The organism is Streptomyces sp. NPDC101152, assembly GCF_044768275.1.
GTDB lineage: Bacteria > Actinomycetota > Actinomycetes > Streptomycetales > Streptomycetaceae > Streptomyces.
The window spans coordinates 26,461-48,675 of the sequence record NZ_JBIWPO010000037.1; the positions used below are offsets into that span (position 1 = coordinate 26,461).

Annotated in this window: 21 protein-coding genes and 1 pseudogene; 13 read left to right on the forward strand and 9 right to left on the reverse strand. The window is 71.0% G+C overall.

The features are described from left to right. The first annotated feature begins 81 nt into the window (after window positions 1-81). The 3 genes from ACIRVK_RS33305 (at window position 82) to ACIRVK_RS33315 (ending at window position 5,069) form a co-directional block, all read left to right on the forward strand. Window positions 82-1,344, forward strand: a complete 1,263-nt coding sequence (locus ACIRVK_RS33305; protein WP_404253734.1) for an LCP family protein — start codon at window positions 82-84, stop codon at window positions 1,342-1,344. Window positions 1,345-1,570: 226 nt separating this feature from the next. Beyond that, window positions 1,571-3,295: an LCP family protein gene (locus ACIRVK_RS33310; protein WP_404253736.1), complete on the forward strand. Its 1,725-nt coding sequence runs from the start codon at window positions 1,571-1,573 to the stop codon at window positions 3,293-3,295. Between the two features lie 130 nt (window positions 3,296-3,425). Further along, a complete protein-coding gene (locus tag ACIRVK_RS33315) occupies window positions 3,426-5,069 on the forward strand; it encodes an LCP family protein (protein ID WP_404253738.1) in 1,644 nt (547 codons plus the stop codon). A gap of 27 nt (window positions 5,070-5,096) precedes the next feature. Here ACIRVK_RS33315 and ACIRVK_RS33320 read toward each other — a convergent pair whose 3' ends face one another. After that, the gene (locus tag ACIRVK_RS33320; protein WP_404253740.1) at window positions 5,097-6,125 is read right to left on the reverse strand and encodes a glycosyltransferase family 2 protein; all 1,029 of its coding nucleotides are present in this window, start codon (window positions 6,123-6,125) and stop codon (window positions 5,097-5,099) included. Between the two features lie 253 nt (window positions 6,126-6,378). Here ACIRVK_RS33320 and ACIRVK_RS33325 point away from each other — a divergent pair, with 253 nt between their 5' ends. Beyond that, window positions 6,379-7,731, forward strand: coding sequence for an LCP family protein (locus tag ACIRVK_RS33325; protein ID WP_404253819.1), 1,353 nt, complete (start codon window positions 6,379-6,381; stop codon window positions 7,729-7,731). Window positions 7,732-7,748: 17 nt separating this feature from the next. Here ACIRVK_RS33325 and ACIRVK_RS33330 read toward each other — a convergent pair whose 3' ends face one another. Continuing rightward, window positions 7,749-8,306, reverse strand: coding sequence for an acyl-CoA thioesterase (locus ACIRVK_RS33330; protein ID WP_404253742.1), 558 nt, complete (start codon window positions 8,304-8,306; stop codon window positions 7,749-7,751). A gap of 119 nt (window positions 8,307-8,425) precedes the next feature. Here ACIRVK_RS33330 and ACIRVK_RS33335 point away from each other — a divergent pair, with 119 nt between their 5' ends. Together ACIRVK_RS33335 and ACIRVK_RS33340 are read left to right on the forward strand one after the other, a co-directional pair. Next, window positions 8,426-9,730: an LCP family protein gene (locus ACIRVK_RS33335; RefSeq protein ID WP_404253744.1), complete on the forward strand. Its 1,305-nt coding sequence runs from the start codon at window positions 8,426-8,428 to the stop codon at window positions 9,728-9,730. Next, on the forward strand, window positions 9,723-10,355 hold the full coding sequence (locus tag ACIRVK_RS33340) for an HAD-IA family hydrolase (RefSeq protein WP_404253746.1): 633 nt from the start codon (window positions 9,723-9,725) through the stop codon (window positions 10,353-10,355). The genes ACIRVK_RS33335 and ACIRVK_RS33340 overlap by 8 nt, the downstream gene beginning before the upstream one ends. A gap of 111 nt (window positions 10,356-10,466) precedes the next feature. Here ACIRVK_RS33340 and ACIRVK_RS33345 read toward each other — a convergent pair whose 3' ends face one another. The 3 genes from ACIRVK_RS33345 to ACIRVK_RS33355 all read right to left on the reverse strand — a co-directional run bounded on the left by ACIRVK_RS33345 (window position 10,467) and on the right by ACIRVK_RS33355 (window position 12,628). Next, complete coding sequence (locus ACIRVK_RS33345) at window positions 10,467-11,273, reverse strand: class I SAM-dependent methyltransferase (RefSeq protein WP_404253821.1); 807 nt, start codon at window positions 11,271-11,273, stop codon at window positions 10,467-10,469. An 89-nt stretch (window positions 11,274-11,362) separates the two neighbouring features. Then, window positions 11,363-11,725 (reverse strand): four-helix bundle copper-binding protein, encoded by a 363-nt coding sequence (locus ACIRVK_RS33350; RefSeq protein ID WP_404253748.1) that lies wholly within the window; start codon window positions 11,723-11,725, stop codon window positions 11,363-11,365. A gap of 180 nt (window positions 11,726-11,905) precedes the next feature. Beyond that, entirely contained in the window at window positions 11,906-12,628 is a 723-nt protein-coding gene (locus ACIRVK_RS33355; protein WP_404253750.1) for a helix-turn-helix domain-containing protein, read from the reverse strand. Between the two features lie 237 nt (window positions 12,629-12,865). On the opposite strand from ACIRVK_RS33355, the gene ACIRVK_RS33360 reads away from it, so the two are divergent. Genes ACIRVK_RS33360 through ACIRVK_RS33370 form a run of 3 tightly spaced genes read left to right on the forward strand, consistent with a single transcriptional unit; the run spans window position 12,866 to window position 15,291 of the window. Further along, window positions 12,866-13,531, forward strand: a complete 666-nt coding sequence (locus ACIRVK_RS33360; protein ID WP_404253752.1) for a DUF4097 family beta strand repeat-containing protein — start codon at window positions 12,866-12,868, stop codon at window positions 13,529-13,531. Window positions 13,532-13,561: 30 nt separating this feature from the next. Then, window positions 13,562-14,518, forward strand: a complete 957-nt coding sequence (locus ACIRVK_RS33365) for an ATP-binding cassette domain-containing protein (RefSeq protein ID WP_404253754.1) — start codon at window positions 13,562-13,564, stop codon at window positions 14,516-14,518. Continuing rightward, entirely contained in the window at window positions 14,515-15,291 is a 777-nt protein-coding gene (locus ACIRVK_RS33370) for an ABC transporter permease (protein WP_404253756.1), read from the forward strand. The genes ACIRVK_RS33365 and ACIRVK_RS33370 overlap by 4 nt, the downstream gene beginning before the upstream one ends. Window positions 15,292-15,377: 86 nt before the next feature. Here the strand turns inward: ACIRVK_RS33370 and ACIRVK_RS33375 are convergent, their stop codons facing one another. Then, window positions 15,378-16,535 carry an acyl-CoA dehydrogenase gene (locus ACIRVK_RS33375; RefSeq protein ID WP_404253758.1) on the reverse strand — a complete coding sequence of 386 codons (1,158 nt, stop codon included), beginning with the start codon at window positions 16,533-16,535 and terminating at the stop codon, window positions 15,378-15,380. Window positions 16,536-16,726: 191 nt separating this feature from the next. On the opposite strand from ACIRVK_RS33375, the gene ACIRVK_RS33380 reads away from it, so the two are divergent. Further along, window positions 16,727-18,070 (forward strand): UDP-glucose dehydrogenase family protein, encoded by a 1,344-nt coding sequence (locus ACIRVK_RS33380; protein ID WP_404253760.1) that lies wholly within the window; start codon window positions 16,727-16,729, stop codon window positions 18,068-18,070. Between the two features lie 113 nt (window positions 18,071-18,183). Here ACIRVK_RS33380 and ACIRVK_RS33385 read toward each other — a convergent pair whose 3' ends face one another. Next, on the reverse strand, window positions 18,184-18,684 hold the full coding sequence (locus ACIRVK_RS33385; protein WP_404253762.1) for a CGNR zinc finger domain-containing protein: 501 nt from the start codon (window positions 18,682-18,684) through the stop codon (window positions 18,184-18,186). 89 nt (window positions 18,685-18,773) lie between these two features. On the opposite strand from ACIRVK_RS33385, the gene ACIRVK_RS33390 reads away from it, so the two are divergent. Both ACIRVK_RS33390 and ACIRVK_RS33395 read left to right on the forward strand, forming a co-directional pair. Continuing rightward, complete coding sequence (locus tag ACIRVK_RS33390; protein WP_404253764.1) at window positions 18,774-19,133, forward strand: VOC family protein; 360 nt, start codon at window positions 18,774-18,776, stop codon at window positions 19,131-19,133. A gap of 16 nt (window positions 19,134-19,149) precedes the next feature. Beyond that, complete coding sequence (locus ACIRVK_RS33395) at window positions 19,150-19,539, forward strand: VOC family protein (RefSeq protein WP_404253766.1); 390 nt, start codon at window positions 19,150-19,152, stop codon at window positions 19,537-19,539. Window positions 19,540-19,545: 6 nt separating this feature from the next. Here ACIRVK_RS33395 and ACIRVK_RS33400 read toward each other — a convergent pair whose 3' ends face one another. Beyond that, window positions 19,546-20,661: a dipeptidase gene (locus tag ACIRVK_RS33400; protein ID WP_404253768.1), complete on the reverse strand. Its 1,116-nt coding sequence runs from the start codon at window positions 20,659-20,661 to the stop codon at window positions 19,546-19,548. Between the two features lie 95 nt (window positions 20,662-20,756). Here ACIRVK_RS33400 and ACIRVK_RS33405 point away from each other — a divergent pair. Further along, window positions 20,757-20,978: pseudogene (locus tag ACIRVK_RS33405) on the forward strand (type II toxin-antitoxin system Phd/YefM family antitoxin); the annotation flags it as partial. 54 nt (window positions 20,979-21,032) lie between these two features. Here ACIRVK_RS33405 and ACIRVK_RS33410 read toward each other — a convergent pair. Then, window positions 21,033-22,211: a dipeptidase gene (locus tag ACIRVK_RS33410; protein ID WP_404253770.1), complete on the reverse strand. Its 1,179-nt coding sequence runs from the start codon at window positions 22,209-22,211 to the stop codon at window positions 21,033-21,035. Window positions 22,212-22,215 lie beyond the last annotated feature (4 nt).

The following is a 22,215-nucleotide window of genomic DNA, read 5'->3' on the forward strand; positions in this document are numbered from 1 at the left end:
GTAACGGCCGCCCTCGTCACCCCTTCCGGGTCATGGTCGTAGGAGCCACAGGTTCGTACGCCATGAGGGGTGGGCCCGCGCGTGAACGACACCGAGAGGAGCCTCGGTCCCGGGGCCGGGTCGTCCGCCAGCGGCAGGGGGCTCGCCCGGCGGCGTCGGCGCCGGTGGGTCAGGGGCGGCGGGCTCGCCGTCGCGCTGGTGGTCCTGGCCGCCGGCGGGGCCGGGTGGGCCCTCTACATGAAGCTGGACGGGAACATCAGGGCCGACGACGCGGCGGCCCGCGAGCTCGCCCGGTTCGAGAAGGAGCGGCCGACGGCGCTCGTCAAGGACGCGCAGAACATTCTGCTGATCGGGTCGGACTCGCGGGCCGGGGACGGGAACGCGCAGTACGGGCGGGACTCGGGGACCGAGCGGTCCGACACGACGATCCTGTTGCACCTGGCGGCGGGGCGGCGGTCGGTGACCGCAGTGTCGCTGCCACGGGACCTGATGGTGGACATCCCCGCCTGTCTGCGACCCGACGGGACGCGCTCCGAGCCGGTCTTCGGGATGTTCAACTCGGCCTTCGAGACGGGGGGTTCGGCCTGCACCATCCGGACGGTGGAGCGGCTGACGGACGTGCGGGTCGACCATCACGTCGTCGTGGACTTCCACGGGTTCAAGGAGATGGTCGACGCCGTCGACGGCGTGCGGGTCTGCCTGAAGGAGCCCATCGACGACAAGGCGGCCAGGTTGAAGCTGCCCGCGGGGCGGGTCACGCTCGACGGGGAGCAGGCCCTCGGGTACGTGCGGGCGCGCAAGTCGCTGGGCGACGGGAGCGACACCGAGCGGATGGACCGTCAGCAGCGGTTCCTCGGCGCGCTCGTCGACAAGGTGCAGAGCAACGACGTCCTGCTGAACCCGGTGAAGCTGTACCCCGTCCTGGACGCCGCCACCTCCTCGCTCACCACCGACCCGGATCTGGCGAGTCTGCGCGGGCTCTACGACCTTGTGCGCGGTCTGCGGGACATCCCCACCGAACGGGTGCAGTTCCTCACGGTTCCGCGGGAGTCGTACGTGTACGACGCCAACCGGGACCAACTCGTGGAGCCCGCGGCGCAGAAGCTGTTCCAACATCTGCGGACCGACACGCCGGTGACAGTGACCAAAGGAGTCACCGGCAATTCCGGTGCAAACAGCGTCAATTCGGGATCAGTGGAACCGTACGCGGCCTCAAGCGACTACGGGCCGTACGGATTCCGCGACGGAAAGGCCGGAGGTAAGGGGGTCGTTGAGCCGTCGAACGGGGTTTCGCCCGCGCCCACGTTCCGGGGGAACACGGCGGCAGAAGACACCTGTAAGTAAAGGGATTACCAAATCGCCACACCCATGTCCGAGAAAAAGGACGAATTGACCCCCGTCGGGGCGTGGAAATTCCGGCCATCGTCATGGGGTGCCGAACAGGGCGGTTAGTGTGAGCGGTCCGGTGCATCCGGTGCGAGGTCCGTCCTGGCGTCGAGCACTGTGAGACCGAGACCCGAGCGCCTTGTGGGGGAAAGGCGCCGCGCCCCGACGGAGGAATCGGACAACCGTGGACGCGACAGGCCGAGGGCGGGCGGACGACATCGATCCCGCAGACCAGTGGGTGCTCAATCCGAACACCGGTGAATACGAACTGCGACTGAGCCCTTCCGCACCGCAGTCACCGGTCCCGGGTCCCCGCAGATCCGCCCCGCGCGACGCGGGCGCCACCCTGAGCAGCCCCACGGTCGCACCCGACCGCCTGCCCGACCGGGTACCGCCTCCGCGCCGGCGCCGTGGCGCGCCCGAGGAGCCGCCGCCCGGGCGGCGCGGACGCCGACCGGTGAAGAAGAAGGGCAAGGCCAAGAAGATCCTGCTGTGGACCGGCGGGACGATGGCCTTCGTGCTGGTCGGCACGGCCGGCGCCGCCTACCTCTACATCGAGCACCTCAACAACAACATCGCGTCCGTCTCCGACGACGGCGCGAGCACCGGTGGCTTCAGCAAGGGCAAGGCGATCAACATCCTGCTGATCGGCACCGACAAGCGCACCGGCAAGGGCAACACCAAGTACGGCGACGCGGGCAGCGTCGGCCACGCGGACACGACGATCCTGCTGCACGTCTCCAAGGACCGGTCGAACGCGACGGCGCTGAGCATCCCGCGCGACCTGATCGTCGACGTGCCGGACTGCCCGACCAAGCAGGCCGACGGCAGCGAGCGCGTCATCGCGGGCACCAGCAACGTCCGTTTCAACACCAGCCTCGGCCAGGACGACCGCACGCCCAGCTGTGTCGCGCGCACGGTCACGGGGCTGACCGGCATCAAGCCCGACAACTTCATGGTGGCCGACTTCAACGCGGTCAAGACGCTGACCACGGCGGTCGGTGGCGTCGACGTGTGTCTCGGCAAGGACATCAACGACCCCAAGTCGCACCTGAACCTGAAGAAGGGCATGCGGCACATCGAGGGTGAGAACGCCCTCGCGTTCGTGCGCACCCGGCACGCGGTCGGCTTCGGCGGCGACCTGAGCCGTATCACGCTCCAGCAGCAGTTCCTCAGCGCGCTGATGCGCAAGCTGAAGTCGAACGACACGCTCACCGACCCGACGAAGATGATCAAGATCGCGGAGGCGGGCACCCAGGCGCTGACCGTCGACTCCAACCTCAAGAGCATCGGCAAGCTGAAGGACCTCGGTCTGGAGCTGGGCAAGCTCAACCTGAAGAACCTGACGTTCACCACCGTCCCGGTCGTCGACAACCCGGCCGAGAAGGTGAAGGCGACCGTCGTCCTCAAGCCGTCGGCCGCACCGCAGGTCTTCGCCGCGATCAGGAACGACGTCTCCTTCACCGCGGTCAAGGCAGAGAAGAAGAAGGAGGCCGCCGCCGTCGCCGACCGCCTCAAGGGCAGCAAGTCGGCCGCCTCCGCGGTGCGGGTGCGGATCCTCAACGGCGGCGCGAACCCCGGCAGCGCGCAGGCGGAGCTGAACTACCTGCAGAACGACGCGGGCGTGCTGAAGTCCGAGAACGCGGGCAACGCGGGCACCCCGCAGGCCACGACCACCCTCGAGTACGCCCCCGCCCAGGCCGACCAGGCCCGCCGGCTGGCGGCCATCCTCGGGCTGTCCGGCGCGCAACTGAAGCCCGGAAAGAGCGTGACCAACGACCAGGGCCTGCCCACGATGACGCTGACGCTGGGCAAGGACTTCCCCGGCGCGGGCACGTCGTACTCCGCGTCGGCGAAGGCGCCGAACGTTGACAAGACCACGGCCGACAAGGTCGAGTGCGCCAAGTGACCTGACGGGCCTGTTGTGCGTCTAACTAGTGCCGGTGCAGGCGACGTTCGCGACGGGGCGAACGTCGCCTGCCGCGGCACCAGGCGCACGACAGGCCCGTTTCACGGTGCAAGGGTGGGGAGGACGGGGAATGACGCAGAGCAGTGTGCGCGCGGAGGGGACGCGAGGGGACGTCCGGCGCGCTTCGGACGGCCACGCGGCCGCGCAGGAGGACGGCTCCGGCAGATCGGGGGGCACAGACGGTTCGGGTCGGCGGCGGCAGGGGCCCCGGCCGCGCGGGCGCCGGATGCTGAGATGGTCGGCGACCACGCTCGCGGTGCTGATACTCGGCACGGCCGGCGCCGGATACCTGTACTACCAGCACCTCAACGGCAACATCCACAGGGGCGAGCGCAGCAGCGGCGACGCCAAGGCGCAGAAGACCAGGGCCAACGCGGCCGGTCAGACGCCGATGAACATCCTGCTGATCGGATCGGACAGCCGTAACTCCGACGAGAACGTGCGCCTCGGCGGCGCGAAGTACGACCGCGGCAGCCCGCCACTCGCCGACGTGCAGATGCTGATCCACCTGTCCGCGGACCGCAAGAGCGCCGCGATGGTGAGCATCCCGCGCGACACCCGGGTCGACATCCCCAAGTGCACCGACCCGAAGACCGGCAAGGTCTACCCGGCGACCAACACCATCATCAACGAGTCGCTGGCCCGCGGCGGCGCCGGCTGCACGCTGGCCACCTGGGAGAACCTCACCGGGGTCTACATCGACCACTGGATGACGATCGACTTCGCGGGCGTGGTGAAGATGGCGGACGCCATCGGCGGGGTCGACGTGTGCGTACGGCAGAACGTGTGGGACCGCCCGACGGCGGCGGTGTCCGGCGGCTCCGGGCTGAAGCTGACGGCCGGCACGCACAAGGTGAAGGGCGAGCAGGCCCTGCAGTGGCTGCGCACCCGGCACGCCTGGGGCAGCGACCCGCTGCGCGCCAAGGCCCAGCACCTGTACCTGAACTCGATGATCCGCACCCTGAAGGGTGAGAACGTCTTCACCGACACCGGCAGGCTGATGAACCTCGCCGACGCGGCCACCAAGTCGCTGACCGTCTCCGAGGAGATCGGCTCCGTCACGAAGCTCTACGACCTGGGCATGCAGCTCAAGTCGGTGCCGACGGACCGCATCACCAGCCTGACGATGCCGAACCTGCAGGACCCGCAGAACAGGGACCACCTCGTTCCCGACGGCGCGAACGCCGACAAGCTGTGGCAGATGCTCCGCGACGACGTGCCCTTCGACAAGAACGGCAAGGCGTCGGACACGAAGAAGAAGAAGACGGTGGCCGCGGCCACCAAGACCCCCTCGGCGCCGGACGCCCAGATCGGCGTCACCGTCCAGAACGCCACCGGGAGCAGCACGCTGGGCCCGGTGCCGGGACGCGCCGGCACGATCGCCGGGGCGCTGGTGCAGAAAGGCTTCGCCAGGGCGGCCAAGGACGCGACGGGCGGCCTCACCGCGGAGCGGACCCTCGTGCGCTACCCGAGCGCCGAACTGGAGGGCGACGCCCAGCGCGTGGCCGAGTCGCTGGGCGTTCCGCTGAGTTCGGTGAAGCAGTCCACCGACGTCTCGGGTGTCACGGTGGTCGTGGGCGCGGACTGGCGCGAGGGCACGACCTACCCGAAGCAGTCGGCCCCCAAGGCGGGCGACGTGCCCGGCAACTCGGACGCCATCAACGGCTCGGACAAGGGTCAGTGCATGGACGTCTACGCCCCCTACCGCTGGTAGACCCGGTGTCGGCCGTCGGTCCCGGTCTCAGGAGGAGGTCAGGACCGCCGGCCGCCGCGACGCGATGACCTTCCTGGCCAGCGACTTCGGGCTGGTCAGGAAGCCCCAGCCCCAGGTCATGTGCATGGTGGCCAGGGCGACGGGGATCTGCAGGCGGGCCTTGAGCGGGAGACCCTTGCCGGCCGGGACCGAGCCGAGGACGATCGCCGCCAGGTAGCCGCCGGGTATCACGAAGCCCCAGGGCGTGACCACCACGCCGACCACGAGACCGGCCACGATCGCCAGCAGCGCCGTGGGCGGGGCGAGGTAGCGCAGGTTGATCGAGCCCTCGTGGTAGCGGGCCACGACGTGCCGCCAGCGGCCGTAGTCCTTGTACTGCTTGGCCAGGGCCCGCACGGAGGGTCGCGGGCGGTACGACACCCGCAGTTCCGGCGAGAACCAGATCAGCCCGCCGGCCTCCCGGATGCGGAAGTTCAGCTCCCAGTCCTGGGCCCGGATGAACTCCTCGTTGTACCCGCCCTGGCGCTCCAGCGCCTCCCGCCGGAACACCCCGAGGTACACCGTCTCGGCCTCGCCCGCCGCGCCACCGGTGTGGAAGACGGCGTTGCCGACGCCGATCTTCGAGGTCATCGCGGCGGCGACGGCGTGCTCCCAGTCGTTCTCCCCCTCGGCGTGCATGATGCCGCCGACGTTCTGCGCGCCGGTCTCCTCCAGGAGCCGTACGGCGGTCGCGATGTAGTTCGGGGAGAGCATGCCGTGGCCGTCGACGCGGACCACGACCGGGTGCCGGGAGGCCTTGATCGCGGCATTGAGGGCGGCCGGCGTGCGGCCGGTGGGGTTCGGGACGGTGTGCACGCGCGGGTCCTCGCGGACGAGTTCGGCCGCGATCTCGTCCGTGCGGTCCGTGGACGGACCGAGGGCGATCACGACCTCCATCTCGCCGGCGTACTCCTGCGCGAGGATCGCTTGGACGGCCCCGCGCAGATGCCGCTCCTCGTTCAGGACGGGCATGATCACAGAAACGGCGGGGAGCCGCACGTCGGAATTGGCGTTCATCGATGCTCACGTTACCGCGAACGGGGGACAGCTCCGCGCCCTACCGGGGCGGCTGACCGGGCCACAGATCGTATCGACCTACGGTGCTCACGATCCCACGTACGGCCGTCGCCCGGAGGTGTCCCCCTTGCCCACGCAGCCCCGGTCCGCCGCCCCCGCCCGCCCGCAGCGCCGCACCCAGCCGCCCCGCACCCCGCACCAGCGCGGCCGCGGCCCCCGGCCCCCCGTGCGCCGCAGGAAGCCGCGCTGGGCCATGCGCGCGGTGACGACCCTGTCCGTCGTGGTCCTCGCCTCCGCCGGGATCGGGCACGCTGTGCTCGCCGGCCTCGACGCGGACATCGCCCGGATCGACCCCTTCAAGGACATGAAGAACCGTCCGATCGGGGGCCACGGCATGAACGTCCTGCTGGTCGGCACGGACGGCCGGGACCGGATCACCGAGCAGGAGCGGAGCCAGTTCCACCTGGGTGGGGCGCCCTGCCACTGCACCGACACGATCATGATCGTGCACATCTCGGAGGACCGGCAGCGGGCCACCGTGGTGAGCCTGCCGCGCGACTCCTACGCCGAGGCGCCGAACGCCGACGGCAGGGGCACGCACCCGATCAAGCTCAACGCGGCATACGCCGAGGGGGGCCCCAACCTCACCGTGCGGACCGTCGAGAACATGACCCACGTGAAGATCGACCACTACCTGGAGGTCGACTTCGTCAGCTTCATGAAGACGGTCGACGTGCTCGGCGGGGTCAGGATCTGCACCACCGAGCCGCTCAAGGACGCCTACTCCGGCCTCGACCTCCCGGCCGGCACCCACACCCTGATGGGTGGTCAGGCCCTCGAGTACGTCCGCGCCCGCCATGTCGACGGCGCCTCCGACCTCGGCCGCATGAAGCGGCAGCAGCGCTTCCTGGCCTCGCTCATCGAGCGGGCCACGTCCTCCGGGATCCTGCTGAACCCGATGAAGTTCCGGGACGTGACGCACGCCGTCCTGGGCTCGGTCCGCGCCGACAAGGGCTTCGGCACCGACGAACTCCTCGACCTGGGCCGGGCGATGCGCTCCTTCTCGCCGTCGTCCTCGGAGTTCGCGACGGTCCCCGTCGGGCAGACCGACTACGTCGTCAAGGGCATCGGCTCGACCCTGAAGTGGGACACCGCCAAGGCCGGCGCCCTGTTCACGAACCTCCGCGACGACAAGCCCCTCACCGTCCGCGCCCAGCGTGCGGCGCCCGCCAGGACGGTCGAGGTGGCGGTGGCGCCCCAGCAGATCCGGGTCCAGGTGCAGAACGGCACCCCGACGGCCGGCCTCGGCAAGCGCGTGGACGACGCGCTGGCGGCCGCCGGCTTCGACACGACCCGCGCGCCCGTGGCCGCGGCCGACCGCACGGTGAAGCGGACGGTGATCGAGTACGACCCCCACTGGGACCGCTCGGCCCGGTCGCTGTCGGCCGCGCTGCCGGGCAGCGAGCTGCGGGAGGTGAAGGGGCTCGGGCCGACGCTGAAGGTGATCGCGGGCGCGGACTACGGGGCGGTGCGCAAGGTGCGCTCGCAGGACGCGACGCAGGGACGGTTCGAGGCGGTGACCGGCGACCAGGTGGTGTGCACGTAGGGCTTCCCGTCGAGCTTCTAGTCGTCGAGGCCCTCCGCCGACCGCTTCTCGCGCAGTTCCCTGATCTCGCGGCGGCGGGCCAGGCGGTGGGTGCGGCGGATCTGGGCCTCCTGGTAGCGGCGCCGGTCCTTCTCCGTCTCGGGGAGGACCGGCGGTACCCGGCGGGGCCGGCCGTCGGCGTCGACGGCGGCGAAGACGAGGTAGGCGGAGCCGACCTGGGTCGCCGGCGCGGACTCGTTCCACCGCTCGGCGAGCACCCGGACGCCGACCTCCATGGAGGTGCGGCCGGTCCAGTTGACCTGCGCCTTGACATGGACCAGGTCGCCGACGCGGACCGGCTCCAGGAACGCCATCTCGTCCATGGACGCGGTGACGGCCGGACCGCCGCTGTGCCGGCCGGCGACGGCGCCCGCCGCGTCGTCCACCAGCTTCATGATCACACCGCCGTGCACCGTGCCCAGCAGGTTGGTGTCGTTGTGGGTCATGATGTGGCTGAGCGTGGTCCGCGACGCCGAGGTGGGCTTGCCGGGAATCTCCGCGCTGTCCGGTTCCACGGCGGTGGCCTGGTCTGTCATGGCCCCCACCTTATGCCGAGGCGACATCTGCGGACTTTGTGTTGGGTTCGCAACAGCCGTGCCCTGATTTTCCTACGACCCTTGTAAAGGACACCGTCGCTCCCGGCACACTGGGGCCCATGAACGATTGGCCCGAGGGATGGTCCGACGACAACCGTGGCGGCGGGTACGGACGCGGCAGCGCGAGCGCACAGCCCGACCCTGCCCGCGTGATGCGGCAGGTCCGCAGGCCCGCCCCGGGCGGCTACGGGGGCCCCGGCCCGTCCGCGCCGCCGTACGGCCAGGGCGTGCCGCACCAGCCGACGTACGTCGACGGCCAGGGGTACGGCGACGGCTACGGCGACGCCCCCGGCGGTGACGGCTACGACAGCAGCTACAACACCGGCCACGTCTACGGGACGCCGGGCGGCGGCGGTCCCGGCGGGCCGGGCGCGGTCAAGCCGCGGCCGAACTGGCGGCGCCGTATCAAGTGGACGGCGATCACGCTGGTGACCGTGCTGGTCGTGACGTCCGTGGCCACGTACTTCTGGGCCGACTCCAAGCTGCACCGGGACGTCGACCTGTCCAAGGTCATCGACCGGCCGGCGTCCGGCTCGGGCACGAACTACCTGATCGTCGGCTCGGACAGCCGGGCCGGGCTGTCCGACGCGCAGAAGCAGCAGCTGCACACCGGCTCCGCCGAGGGCAAGCGGACCGACTCGATGATGATCCTGCACGTCGGCGGCAACGGCGACACGCTGATCTCGCTGCCCCGCGACTCGAACGTGACGATCCCCTCGTACGTGGGCTCGACCTCCGGCAAGACCTACCCCGCCAGGGGCCGGCAGACGAAGCTCAACGCGGCCTACGCGGAGGACGGGCCGACGCTGCTGGTCCGCACGATCGAGGCCAACATGGGCCTGCACATCGACCACTACGTGGAGATCGGTTTCGCCGGCTTCGCGAACATCGTGGACGCGGTCGGCGGTGTGACCCTCACCATCGACAAGGGCTTCAAGGACAAGTACTCGGGCGCCGACTTCAAGGCCGGCACGCAGACGCTGAACGGCCCGCAGGCGCTGGCCTTCGTCCGTACCCGGCACGCCTTCGCCGCCTCCGACCTGCAGCGCACGAAGAACCAGCAGAAGTTCCTGTCGGCCCTCGCCCACGAGGTCGCCACTCCCTCGACGGTGATGAACCCCTTCAAGCTGTACCCGACGATGGGTGCGGGCCTGGACTCGCTGACCGTCGACAAGGGCATGAGCCTGTGGGACCTGGCGTCCATGTTCTGGGCCATGAAGGGCGTCAGCGGCGGCAGCGGCACCTCGATGAACATGCCGATCTCGGGCTCCGTCGGCGGCAACCTCGTCTGGGACAAGGCGAAGGTGAAGACGCTGGTGACCGAGTTGAACAACGACCAGAAGGTCACGGTCTCGGGTGGCTGAGCAGAGCAACGGCAGACCGCCCTTCGGGGCGGTTCTGTGTGACGTCGACAATGTGATCCGGTCCTTCGACTCCACGCGTCTGGAGGCGCTGGAGCGCGCCGCCGGGATCGCCGAGGGGACCACCAAGAAGGTGGCGTTCGCCGCGGGGGCGGCCGGGCCGCTGGTGCTGGGCGAGATCACCTCGCAGGAGTGGGCCGAGGCGATCGCGCAGGGCCTCGCCGGGCTGGTGGACGAGCCGCAGACCGCGTACGAGCTGGCCCTGGCGCTGCTGGAGTCGCCGTTCCACGCGGACGACGAGGTCGTGGCCCTGCTGCGGCGCGCCCGCGTCCGCATCCCGCTGGTCCTGGTCTCCAACGCGGCCCTGGAACTGGAGTCCGACCTCGACTCGCTCGGCCTGGGCGATCTCGCCGACCACGTCGTCAACAGCGCCCGCGTCGGCCTCGCCAAGCCGGACCCGCGCATCTACCGGCTGGCCGCCGACCTGGCCGGCACGCGTCCCGACCGCTGCCTGTTCGTCGACGACAGCGAGGAGAACGTGGCCGCGGCGGCCGCCCTGGGGATGCACGCGGTGCGCTTCCGGGAGGCCGCCGACCTGGAGCAGGCCCTGGAGCCGCTGTTCAGCTGACGGCGCCGGAGGCGAGCAGCGCGACGCGCGGCAGCACCAAACGCCCCTCCCCGCCGAGGAGTTCGAGGCGGAGGCCCCGCCCGGGCATGAGCGAGCCCGTGGAGCCGCTGTTCAGCTGACGGCGCCGGAGGCGAGCAGCGCGGCGCAGGGGAGCACCAAACGCCCCTCACCGTCCAGGAGTTCGGCGCCGAGCCGCTCGTACTCCCGCCGGATCCGTACGACGGTCGGCGGGTCCTGTGCCGCGATGAGGCGACCGGTCCTGCCGATCCCCTCGGCGGCTCCGCGCCACCACTCGTCGAGACCGGCGCGGTGCTCCCAGCCCACCTCGACGCACCGCACGTCCGCGAACCCGGCGCCGTCGAGCAGGCCCGCGAGCCCGTCGGCCGTCCGCTCGAAGTCCTCGCCGGGATCGAGCCGCGGCAGATACGCCGGTGCGACGGCCCCGGCGGCCTCGCAGGCCCGTCCGAGCAGTTCCATCCCGGCGTTGCGCCCGCCGCCCCACACGGTCACCGCCAGCCGCCCTCCCGGCCTCAGCAGCCGGCGCAGTTCGGCGAGGGCGGCACGGGGCCGGCCGACGTGGTTGAGCACGAAGTTGGCGACCACCGCGTCGAACTCGGCGCTGAGGAAGGGCAGTTGGGGCAGCAGGCCGACTTGTGCGGCCACTCCGCGCGCCCGGGCCACCGCCACCATCCCGGCATCGGCGTCCACCGCGACCACGCGCGCCCCGCGTTCCCCGGCCGCAAGGGCCGCCGTGCCGGGGCCGGTTCCCACGTCGAGCACCCGGGTTCCCGCGGCGACCCCCGCCGCGTCCAGCAGCGCCTCGACCGGGTGCGCGCACAGCCGCGCGAAGCCCTCGGCGTACGTCTGCGCCTGCCCGTCCCACATCTCCCGCTCGGCCGCGTCGAAGGCCTCCGTCATGTCCGCCACGGGAGCAGCCTGCCCCATGACGCACCGAGGGCACCCATGGGGTGGGTGCCCTCGGCCCCTCGTTCACGCCTGAGCGTTGGTCACATCGTGGCGCCCGCCATCGTGCGGCACATCTGCGCGCAACGGCGACACGCCTCGGCACATCGCATCATCTGTGGGTCGTCCGGCATCGCCATACACGCCTCGGCGCACATGTCGCAGGCCTTGGCGCACAGCGCGCACATCTCGGCCGACATCGGCGAGCGGCGCATCATCATGTCCGCGCACATGCGGGTCATTTCGGAGCAGTCCATGAGCGCTCGCATGATCTGCATCTGGGCCTGGCCGCCCATCTGCAGGCAGGAGCTCATGGTCTCCTCGCACAGGGTGTGACAGGACATGCAGGCCTCGACGCAGTCCTGCATCTCCTTGCTCATGGCCGTCATGGGTCCGGTCTGGGTCATGGCTCCTCCTGGGGAGGGAGAGGGGCCCGGGGCGGGCCTCCGTGTGCCTCCCGTCCTACGCCTACCGGGGCCGGGCCGCCATCGGGCGGAGGCGAACAATCCGCCACGAACCCGCCCCCACCAAAGCGACAAAAGCCCCCGGAATCCCTCCCGGGGGCGGGGTGCCGCTAGGCCGATCGGCTAGGAGGCCGGTCCGGGTTTCGAGTGGAGGATCTCGCGGGCCTGGTCGGCCGCGCGGGCGAGGCTCTCGGAGACGTAGTCGAGGAAGCGGGCGGTGTTCTCCAGGCGGGCGCCGGCCGGGGTGCCGGGACCGAGGACGCCGACGCCCTGCCGATGCGCCTCGGCGACCTGGGCGGTGGACCGGACGCTGGACATCATCGCCTGGTACATGACCTCGTCGTCCATCGCGTAGCGCTCGCGACGACCCTCGTCGCGTTCCCGGCGGACCAGGTCCTGGCCCTCGAGATACGCGACGGCCTTGGAGACGGACGCCGGGCTGACCTGGAGGCGCTGGACGAGTTCGGCCGCGGTCAGGCTGCCCGTGTCGCTGACGGTGAGGCAGGCCAACACCCGCGCCATCATCTGGGGCGTGCCCGACTGCATGTAGACGGTGGTGAGCGTCTCCTCGTACGCCCGCACGGCCTCCGGATCACGCCCGTAGGCCTGCGGCTGCACCTCCGCCCCGCGGGGCGCGGTCCGCACGCGGCGGTGGGCGCGGCGTTCGGTGGCGCGGTGCGCCATGTCGGCGCGGTAGGCGGTGGGGCCGCCGTTGCGCAGGACCTCGCGAGTGACGGTGGAGGTCGGACGGTCGAGGCCTCTGGCGATCTCCGCGTAGGCGAGCCCGTCGGCCAGTCCCTGCGCGATCTGCCGGCGTTCCTGCTGGGTGAGTCTGCCGCCCGGCATCGGAGCCCTCCTTCGTGGTGCGTGAGGCGCCCAGCATAGCGTTCACCTCCATTCCATTGCAACACAACACGAGGGGTTGTTGCATTAGATGGCAGAACCATTGCAACAATATTCTGGCATTGAGCTGGTGTTATGGCTATCCAACGCAACAAGCTTGTTGCCTAACTCGCGAATGCAACGTAGCGTTTCCAATGTCAGAAAGAACGAAGCGACCGAAGCGAAACACAGGAGAACACCATGCAGAAGTTCGACACCCCCGCCGCCGTCTCCGCCGTCCTCGACATCCCCGCGGGGCGCGTCCAGCTCATCGCCGCCGACCGGGCCGACACCACCGTCGAGGTCCTTCCCTCGGACGCCTCCCGCAGCCGGGACGTGAAGGCGGCCGAGCAGATCGAGGTCCGCTACGCCGACGGCGTGCTGCGGATCGCGGCACCGGCAGGGAAGAACCAGCTCTTCGGCCCCTCCGGCTCCGTCGAGGTGACCGTGCAGCTGCCCGCCGGCTCCCGCGTCGAGGCGAAGGCGGGCAGCGCGGAACTCCGGGTCGTCGGCCGCCTCGGCGACCTCGCCTTCGACGGCGCGTACCGGCAGATCAAGATCGACGAGGTCGCGAGCCTCCGCCTCACCGCGGTCGACGGCGACGTCGAGGTCGGCCGGCTGGGCGGCTCGGCGGAGATCAGCACCGCGCGGGGCGACATCCGCATCGACGAGGCCGGGCGCGGCACCGTCGTCCTGCGCACCGACTCCGGGGACATCTCGGTCGTCGCCGCCGCCGGGGTCTCGGCCGCCCTGGACGCCGGCACCTCCTACGGGCGGGTCAGCAACGCCCTCAAGAACGACGGCACCACCGAGCTCGACATCCGCGCCACCACCTCCCGCGGCGACATCACCGCCCGCAGCCTGTAGATCCGCAGTCCTTCCTAGGGGGAACCTCTCATGACCGACCTGGCCATCGCGGCGCACGGACTGCGCAAGTCCTACGGCGACAAGACCGTCCTCGACGGCATCGACCTGGCCGTACCGCAGGGAACGATCTTCTCCCTGCTGGGCCCGAACGGCGCCGGCAAGACCACCGCCGTCAAGATCCTGTCCACGCTCGTCGGCGCCGACGCGGGCACCCTGCGGGTGGGGGGCCACGACCTCGCCACCGACGCGCAGGCCGCGCGGGCCGTGATCGGTGTCACCGGGCAGTTCTCCGCCGTCGACAACCTGATCACCGGCGAGGAGAACATGCTCCTCATGGCGGACCTGCACCACCTGCCCAGGTCGGAGGGGCGGCGGACGGCCGCCGAACTTCTCGAGCGCTTCGACCTGGTCGAGGCCGCGGGGAAACCCGCCTCCACCTACTCCGGCGGCATGAAGCGCCGCCTCGACATCGCCATGACCCTGGTCGGCAGCCCGCGGATCATCTTCCTCGACGAGCCGACCACCGGTCTCGACCCCCGCTCCCGGCACACCATGTGGCAGATCATCCGGGAACTGGTCACGGACGGCGTCACCGTCTTCCTCACCACCCAGTACCTGGAGGAGGCCGACGAACTCGCCGACCGCATCGCCGTCCTGCACAACGGGACGATCGCCGCCGAAGGAACCGCCGAGGAACTCAAGCGGCTGGTCCCGGGCGGACACGTACGACTCCGCTTCACCGACCCGGCCGCCTACCGCGACGCCGCCTCCGCCCTGCGCGAGACGGCCCGCGACGACGACGCGCTCACCCTGCAGATCCCCTCCGGCGGCACCCAGCGCGAGCTGCGCTCCCTGCTGGACTGGCTGGACGCGGCCGGCGTCGAGGCGGACGAGCTGACCGTGCACACCCCCGACCTCGACGACGTGTTCTTCGCCCTGACCGACAGCGGCACCGTGCCCGCCCAGCCCAAGGAGACCCTGCGATGAGCACCCTCGCCCTGGCCGTCCGCGACTCGTCCACCATGCTGCGGCGCAACCTGCTGCACGCGCGCCGCTACCCGTCCCTGACGCTGAACCTGCTGCTCACACCGGTGATGCTGCTGTTGCTGTTCGTCTACGTCTTCGGCAACGCGATGAGCGGCGGGGCGGGCCGCTCGGCCTACCTCGCCTACCTCCTGCCCGGCATCCTGCTGATGACCATCGGCTCGACCGTGATCGGCACCGCGGTGTCCGTCTCCACCGACATGAGCGAGGGCATCATCGCCCGCTTCCGCACCATGGCCATCCACCGCGGCTCCATCCTCGTCGGGCACGTAGTCGGCAGCGTCCTGCAGTCGGTCATGAGCGTGGTCCTCGTCGGCGCCGTCGGCGTGGCCATCGGCTTCCGCTCCAGCGGGGCCGGCGTCCTGGCATGGCTGGCGGCGTTCGGGCTGGTCGTCCTGTTCGCCCTGGCGCTCACCTGGATCGCGGTCGGCATGGGCCTGGTCAGTCCCAACGCCGAGGCGGCCAGCAACAACGCGATGCCGCTGATCCTGCTGCCGCTGCTGTCCAGCGCCTTCGTCCCGCTGCACTCGATGCCGGGCTGGTTCCAGCCCATCGCCCGGTACCAGCCCTTCACCCCCGCCATCGAGACCCTGCGCGGCCTGCTCCTCGGCACCCCCGTCGGCAGCAACGGATGGCTCGCTGTCGCCTGGTGCGTCGGTCTCGCGGTGCTCGGCTACTTCTGGTCGACGGCGAAGTTCGACAAGGACCCGGGGTGACCATCCTGGCGGAGGCCACCTGATGCACGACAAAGCACAGCCCCCGGCGATGGCGCCGGGGGCTGTGCTGGTGGACGGGACGTCCGCTAGGGGAGGTTCCTCGCCATCACGATCCGCTGGACCTGGTTCGTGCCCTCGTATATCTGCGTGATCTTCGCGTCGCGCATCATGCGCTCCACCGGGTAGTCGCGCGTGTAGCCGTAGCCGCCGAGGAGCTGGACGGCGTCCGTGGTGACCTCCATCGCGACGTCCGAGGCGAAGCACTTGGCCGCGGCGCCCTGGAAGGTCAGGTCGCGGTCGACGCGCTGGGAGGCCGCCGCGGCCTGGTAGGTGAGGGCGCGGGCGGCCGAGATCTTCATGGCCATGTCGGCGAGCATGAACTGGATGCCCTGGAAGTCGGCGATCGGCTTGCCGAACTGCTTGCGCTCCTGGACGTAGCCCTTGGCGTAGTCGAGGGCGCCCTGGGCGATGCCGAGGGCCTGGGCGGCGATGGTGATGCGGGTGTGGTCGAGGGTCTTCATCGCCGTGGCGAAGCCGGTGCCCTCCTCGCCGATCATGCGGTCCGCCGGGATGCGGACGTTGTCGAGGTAGACCTCGCGGGTCGGCGAGCCCTTGATGCCGAGCTTCTTCTCGGGGGCGCCGAAGGAGACGCCCTCGTCGGACTTCTCGACGACGAAGGCCGAGATGCCCTTGGAGCGCTTGGTCGGGTCCGTCACCGCCATGACCGTGTAGTACTCGGACTCGCCGGCGTTGGTGATCCAGCGCTTCACGCCGTTGAGGACGTAGAAGTCGCCGTCGCGGACGGCTTTGGTCTTCATGCCGGCCGCGTCGGAGCCTGCGTCCGGCTCGGAGAGGCAGTACGAGAACATGCCGTCGCCCTTGGCGAGCGGGGTCATGTACTTCTTCTTCAGCTCCTCGGAGCCGGAGAGGATGACAGGCAGGGAGCCCAGCTTGTTCACGGCCGGGATCAGGGAGGACGAGGCGCAGACGCGGGCCACCTCCTCGATCACGATGACCGTGGCCAGCGCGTCCGCGCCCGCGCCGCCGTACTCCTCGGGTACGTGCACGGCGTGCAGGTCGTTCGCGACCAGGGCCTCGAGGGCCTCGCGCGGGAAGCGGGCCTCCTCGTCCACCGCGGCGGCGTACGGCGCGATCTTCGCCTCGGCCAGCGAGCGGATGGCGTCACGGAGCATGTCGTGCTCCTCGGACGGGCGGTACAGGTCGAAGTCAGCCGATCCGGCCAAGGTGTCTCACGCTCCAAAGAACTGCGCTTGCCGACGCTAATTACCGTTAAGTAACTCAAATTTTAGGGGGCGGCCCACGGGAGTGATACGTGAGCTTGGCGACAGCGGGAAAGTTGCCCGCTGAAGGCCCGTGGCATGCCCCCGATATGCTCGGGCACCGCAGCGCACGCCCTCCCCACTGGAGCCCCCGCATGAGCCTCAAGATCACCGTGATCGGCACCGGCTACCTCGGCGCCACCCACGCCGCGGCCATGGCCGAGCTGGGATTCGAGGTGCTGGGGCTGGACGTCGTACCGGAGAAGATCGAGAAGCTGGAGCGCGGCGAGGCCCCGATGTACGAGCCGGGCCTCGACGAGCTGCTGCGCAAGCACGTCGCCGGGATCGAGGGGTCCACGGGCCGGCTGCGCTTCACCATGGACTGGGCCGAGGTGGGGGCCTTCGGCGACGTCCACTTCCTGTGCATCAACACCCCGCAGCGGCACGGGGAGTACGCGGCGGACATGTCGTACGTCGAGTCCGCGTTCGCCTCCCTCGCCCCGCATCTGACCGGGCCTGTCCTGGTCGTCGGCAAGTCGACCGTGCCCGTCGGGTCCGCCGAACGGCTCGCCCGTTTCCTCGCGGAGCACTCCCCGGCCGGCGAGGACGCCGAGCTGGCCTGGAACCCGGAGTTCCTGCGCGAGGGCTTCGCCGTGCAGGACACCCTGCACCCCGACCGGATCGTGGTGGGCGTACGCAGTGAGCGGGCGGAGAAGCTGCTGCGCGAGGTGTACGCGACGCCGATCGCCGAGGGCACGCCGTTCGTGGTGACGGACTTCCCGACGGCCGAGCTGGTGAAGACGTCCGCGAACTCCTTCCTCGCCACCAAGATCTCCTTCATCAACGCGATGGCGGAGATGTGCGAGGCCTCCGGCGGCGACGTCGCCAAGCTCGCCGAGGCGATCGGGTACGACGACCGGATCGGCCGGAAGTTCCTGCGGGCCGGCATCGGCTTCGGCGGCGGCTGTCTGCCCAAGGACATCCGGGCGTTCATGGCGCGGGCGGGTGAGCTGGGCGCCGACCAGGCGCTGACCTTCCTGCGCGAGATCGACTCGATCAACATGCGCCAGCGCGGTCAGATGGTGGAGCTGGCGCGGCAGGTGCTGGGCGGCGGCCCGTTCCTCGGCAAGCGGGTCGCGGTGCTCGGCGCGACCTTCAAGCCCGACTCGGACGACGTGCGGGACTCCCCCGCGCTGAACGTCGCCGGGCAGATCCATCTGCAGGGCGGCCAGGTCACGGTGTACGACCCGAAGGGCATGGACAACGCCCGCCGCGTCTTCCCGACCCTCGGCTACGCCGACACGGCCCTGGACGCCGTGCGCGGCGCCGACGTCGTCCTGCATCTGACGGAGTGGCGGGAGTTCCGCGAGCTGGACCCGGCGGCGCTCGGCGAGGCCGTGGCGGCGCGAGTGATCCTGGACGGACGCAACGCCCTGGACCCGGCACTGTGGCGGAAGGCAGGGTGGACGTACCGGGCGATGGGCCGGCCACAGGCGTAGCGGCAGCACGCAGGCGTACGACGCCGGTTCGGCCGAGGCTCAGTCGGCCGAACCGGCGTCTTGTTGCATTCTGCACTACCTGCCGGTGCGGCGGCCGGGGAATGGGCCCGGCACTACTTGGACCGGTAGCGCCGCATCTTGGCCCGCGCCCCGCACACCTGCATCGAGCACCAGCGGCCGCGTCCGGCCGGGCTGCGGTCGTAGTACGCCCAGTGGCAGGTCACGCTCTCGCAGGCCTTGAGGCGGGCCCAGGTGCCGTCGACGAGGGACTGGGCGACGGCGGCGGCGACGCGGGAGAGCAGGGGGCCGTCGTCGGTGGGGGCGAGGGCGGCCGAGCCGTCCGCCGGGTCGACCCGCACGCGCAGGGGCGCGGACGCCAGCAGGTCGTCGAGGGGCGTGACGGGGGCGTGCGGCGGGTGGCCCGCGTGGGCGAGCAGCGCCGCGCGCAGCGACTCGCGCAGTTCGCGGGCCGCGGGGACCTCGTCCGGGGTGAGGCCGAAGGGCGCGCGGCCGTCCGCCGAGTCGAGCGCGTCCGCCCCCGACTCGATGTCCAGCGTGTTCACCAGGGTTTCGACCAGGACCAGGCTCCCCGGCGCGGCCGATCTGTCACTCACCCTTGCGACGTTACCGCCAATGCGGGAGCATGCAGTAACCGTTACCGGTTGGACCCATATGTAGGTAACAGGAGAAGCAGGAGGTAGTCATGGCTCTCGCCAAACTGGGTGCCGTCGTCCTGGACTGTCCCGACCCGCGCGCGCTCGCCGGTTTCTACGCCGAAGTGCTGGGCGGCACGGTCGAGGCGGACGGCGACTGGGTGGATCTCACGACCGCCGACGGCCGGGCCCTGGCCTTTCAGGCCGCCCCCGGTCACGTCGCCCCGAAGTGGCCCGCGGCCGACCAGTCGCAGCAGTTCCACCTGGACCTGACCGTGGAGGACCTGGACGCGGCGGAGGCGGCCGTGCTGGCGCTGGGCGCGAAGCCGCTGGACACGGACGACCGCTCACGCACCTTCCGTGTGTACGCGGACCCGGCGGGGCACCCGTTCTGCCTCTGTGCCTGCTGAACCGGAAGGACTTCCCATGCCCGTGGCCCGCTTGCGTTCCGTCGTGCTCGACTGTCCCGACCCGCGCGCGCTCGCCGACTTCTACGCCCAGGTCGCGGGCGGCAGCCCGCAGGCCGAGGACGACGACTGGGTCGTCCTCCAGGTCCCGGACGGGCCGCGGCTCTCCTTCCAGCGGGCGGAGGGGTTCACCCCGCCCCAGTGGCCGCGCGCGGACCAGGACTCACAGCAGTTCCACCTCGACTTCGACGCCGGGTCGACGTGGGAGGAGATCGACGTGGCGCACGAGAAGGTGCTGGCGCTCGGGGCGCGGCCGCTGGACCTGGAGGACCGGGAGAAGAAGGACTTCCAGGTGTACGCCGACCCGGCGGGGCATCCGTTCTGTCTCTGCCGGATCGAGCACCCGTGATCGCTGCTACCCGTCCAGGTCGGCGATCTTCGCCGTCGACGGTTCGCGGCGCTGCTGGGCGGCGCGGGCGGTGAAGTCGGCGGTGCGCAGGACGCGCTGGACGTTGCCCCAGGTCAGGAGGGCGACGTCGGGCTCGGACCAGCCGCGGTGCAGGAGCTCGGCGATGAGGTGCGGGTAGCAGGAGGCGTCGCCGAGATCCTGCGGGTGCGCGGTACCGGCGTCGTACGTGCCCGACAGGGCGACGCACTCCGGTCCCGCGACCTCGCGCACGTGGTCGAGATGGTCGGCGACGTCGCGGACGAACGGGCCGGTCTGCTCGGCCGTCAGCGGCACCATGCACAGTCCGCCCGCCGCGCCGAGCTCCGCGAGCAGGTCGTCTGGGAGGTTGGCGGGGTGGGGGCGCAGGGCGCGGGCGGCGGAGCGGGTGAACAGCACCGGCGCCTTGGAGACCGCGAGGGCGCGGCGGATGGTGTCGGCGGAGGCGCCGGAGAGGTCGGCGAGCACGCCCAGCCGGTTCATCTCCCGCACGACCTCCCCGCCGAAGCGGGTCAGCCCCACCTCGCTCGCCCAGGACGCGCCGGACAGAGTGAGCGCGCGCAGGCCGAGGGCGTGCAGGGCGCGCAGGATGCCGAGGGAGTCGCCGAGGGCGGCGGCGCCAGCGGGGCCGAGCAGGACGGCGACGCGGCCGCAGTTGCGGGCGTCGGTGACCTGCCCGGCGGCGTGCGCGAGGCGCAGTCCCTCGGGGTGGGCGTGCACGACGGTCTTCACCAGATCCATCTGCTCCAGGGTCGCCCCCACGGCCCGGTCCCCGGCGAGGCCCTCCGGCAGGTGCAGCGACCAGAACAGGGCGCCGACGTGCCCCTCCCGCATCCGGGGCACGTCCGTGTCCACGGCGCTCTCGCCGAGTTCCAGGTCGAACCACGGCAGGTGCCGCAGCGCCCAGGGCAGCCCGCTGTACCCGTCGGCGACGGGGTGGACGGCGAGGATGGCGTGGGCGCGTTCCAGCGGGGCGTCGTCAGGGTCCGAGACGGGTGTGTAGGGCTCCGCCGCGAAGGGATCGGTCAGCCCGTCGAGCGTGCCGACCTCGGCGGTGGGGTGCAGTTCGTCCTGGAGGTCTGCCATGGGGGCTCCGTACGTCATGATCGGCGGCGTGTCAGCAGTACGGCCACCGTCGCACGGCCGCCCAGGGCATTCCTGGTGAGCAGGGCGTTCGGGGTATGCCGAGCGGTCGGGCAGCCCGCCCCCCGATCAGCTCCGGCGAGGCACGTCGGGACCTGTTCCTCTTGATCAAACGTGTCAACGACGATCACGTCCCCATGCGCATCAGCTCGAAGGGCGGCGACGCCGTCCTGATGTCGGCCGACGACTACGGGTCCTGGCAGGAGACGAAATACCTCCTGTGGTCGCCCGCGAACGCTCGACGCCTCAGGGAAGCCGTCGCCCGCGACAAGACGGACGCGGCCTCCATCGCCGAGGCCTTGGCGATCACCGTCTCAGCCGTCCAGTTCCTCGATCGTCGCGTTCGACGGGCCCCGTGTCGTCTGCAGGCCGCGGGCCACGTCCTCCGCCTCGCCGAGGACCCGTACCGCGTTCTGCCAGGTCAGCTTGGCGAGGTCCGAGGAGGACCAGCCTCGGTCGAGCAGTTCGGCGATGAGGTTGGGGTAGCCGGAGACGTCGTTCAGGCCGTCGGGGGTGAAGGCCGTGCCGTCGTAGTCGCCGCCGATGCCGAGGTGGTCGACGCCGGCGACCTCGCGCATGTGGTCGAGGTGGTCGGCGACCGTCGAGACGGTGGCGACGGGGCGCGGGTGGCGCTCCTCGAAGGCGCGGTGGAGCTTCATCGCCTCCTCGCCGGTGTCCAGGTGGTGGAAGCCGTGGGAGCGCAGGTTCTCGTCGGCGGCGGCCGTCCAGTCCACGGCGGCCTGCAGCACGAACTTCGGTACGAAGGTCACCATCGCGACGCCGCCGTTGCCGGGGAGGCGTTCGAGGACGTCGTCCGGGATGTTGCGGGGGTGGTCGCACACGGCCCGGGAGGAGGAGTGGGAGAAGATCACCGGCGCGCTCGTGACGTCCAGCGCGTCCCGCATGGTCGTCGGGGCCACGTGCGAGAGGTCCACCAGCATGCCGAGCCGGTTCATCTCCCGCACCACCTCACGGCCGAAGGCGGTCAGGCCGCCCGCCTTGGGCTCGTCGGTCGCGGAGTCCGCCCAGTCCACGTTGTCGTTGTGGGTGAGCGTCATGTAGCGCACGCCGAGCGCGTACAGCCCGCGCAGCGTGCCGAGCGAGTTGGCGATGGAGTGCCCACCCTCCGCGCCCATGAGGGAGGCGACACGGCCCTCCGCCCGCGCCGCCTCCATGTCGGCGGCCGTGTGCGCGGGCGCGAGGTCCGCCGGGTGGCGGGCCAGCAGCTGCCGCACGCAGTCGATCTGCTCCAGCGTCGCGGGCACCGCGTCCGGCAGGTCGGAGCGGACGTACACCGACCAGTACTGCGCGCCGACGCCGCCCTCACGCAGGCGCGGGATGTCGGTGTGCAGGTGCGCGTTCTGGTGGACCGCGATGTCGCGGGCGCCGAGGTCGTAGCGGACCTGCTCGCGCAGCGCCCAGGGGAGGTCGTTGTGGCCGTCGACGACCGGGAACTCGCGCAGGAGGTCCCGGGCCGCGTCCAGCGAGCTCACCGGG

Excerpts from the sequence above, each read along its gene's own strand:
- ACIRVK_RS33390 (WP_404253764.1), top strand. The coding sequence starts at position 18,774 with ATGGCTCTCGCCAAACTGGGTGCCGTCGTCCTGGACTGTCCCGACCCG.
- ACIRVK_RS33345 (WP_404253821.1), bottom strand. The coding sequence starts at position 11,273 with ATGACGGAGGCCTTCGACGCGGCCGAGCGGGAGATGTGGGACGGGCAG.
- ACIRVK_RS33370 (WP_404253756.1), top strand. The coding sequence starts at position 14,515 with ATGAGCACCCTCGCCCTGGCCGTCCGCGACTCGTCCACCATGCTGCGG.
- ACIRVK_RS33395 (WP_404253766.1), top strand. The coding sequence starts at position 19,150 with ATGCCCGTGGCCCGCTTGCGTTCCGTCGTGCTCGACTGTCCCGACCCG.
- ACIRVK_RS33400 (WP_404253768.1), bottom strand. The coding sequence starts at position 20,661 with ATGGCAGACCTCCAGGACGAACTGCACCCCACCGCCGAGGTCGGCACG.
- ACIRVK_RS33380 (WP_404253760.1), top strand. The coding sequence starts at position 16,727 with ATGAGCCTCAAGATCACCGTGATCGGCACCGGCTACCTCGGCGCCACC.
- ACIRVK_RS33325 (WP_404253819.1), top strand. The coding sequence starts at position 6,379 with ATGCGCGCGGTGACGACCCTGTCCGTCGTGGTCCTCGCCTCCGCCGGG.
- ACIRVK_RS33365 (WP_404253754.1), top strand. The coding sequence starts at position 13,562 with ATGACCGACCTGGCCATCGCGGCGCACGGACTGCGCAAGTCCTACGGC.
- ACIRVK_RS33360 (WP_404253752.1), top strand. The coding sequence starts at position 12,866 with ATGCAGAAGTTCGACACCCCCGCCGCCGTCTCCGCCGTCCTCGACATC.
- ACIRVK_RS33335 (WP_404253744.1), top strand. The coding sequence starts at position 8,426 with ATGAACGATTGGCCCGAGGGATGGTCCGACGACAACCGTGGCGGCGGG.
- ACIRVK_RS33330 (WP_404253742.1), bottom strand. The coding sequence starts at position 8,306 with ATGACAGACCAGGCCACCGCCGTGGAACCGGACAGCGCGGAGATTCCC.
- ACIRVK_RS33320 (WP_404253740.1), bottom strand. The coding sequence starts at position 6,125 with ATGAACGCCAATTCCGACGTGCGGCTCCCCGCCGTTTCTGTGATCATG.
- ACIRVK_RS33315 (WP_404253738.1), top strand. The coding sequence starts at position 3,426 with ATGACGCAGAGCAGTGTGCGCGCGGAGGGGACGCGAGGGGACGTCCGG.
- ACIRVK_RS33355 (WP_404253750.1), bottom strand. The coding sequence starts at position 12,628 with ATGCCGGGCGGCAGACTCACCCAGCAGGAACGCCGGCAGATCGCGCAG.
- ACIRVK_RS33350 (WP_404253748.1), bottom strand. The coding sequence starts at position 11,725 with ATGACCCAGACCGGACCCATGACGGCCATGAGCAAGGAGATGCAGGAC.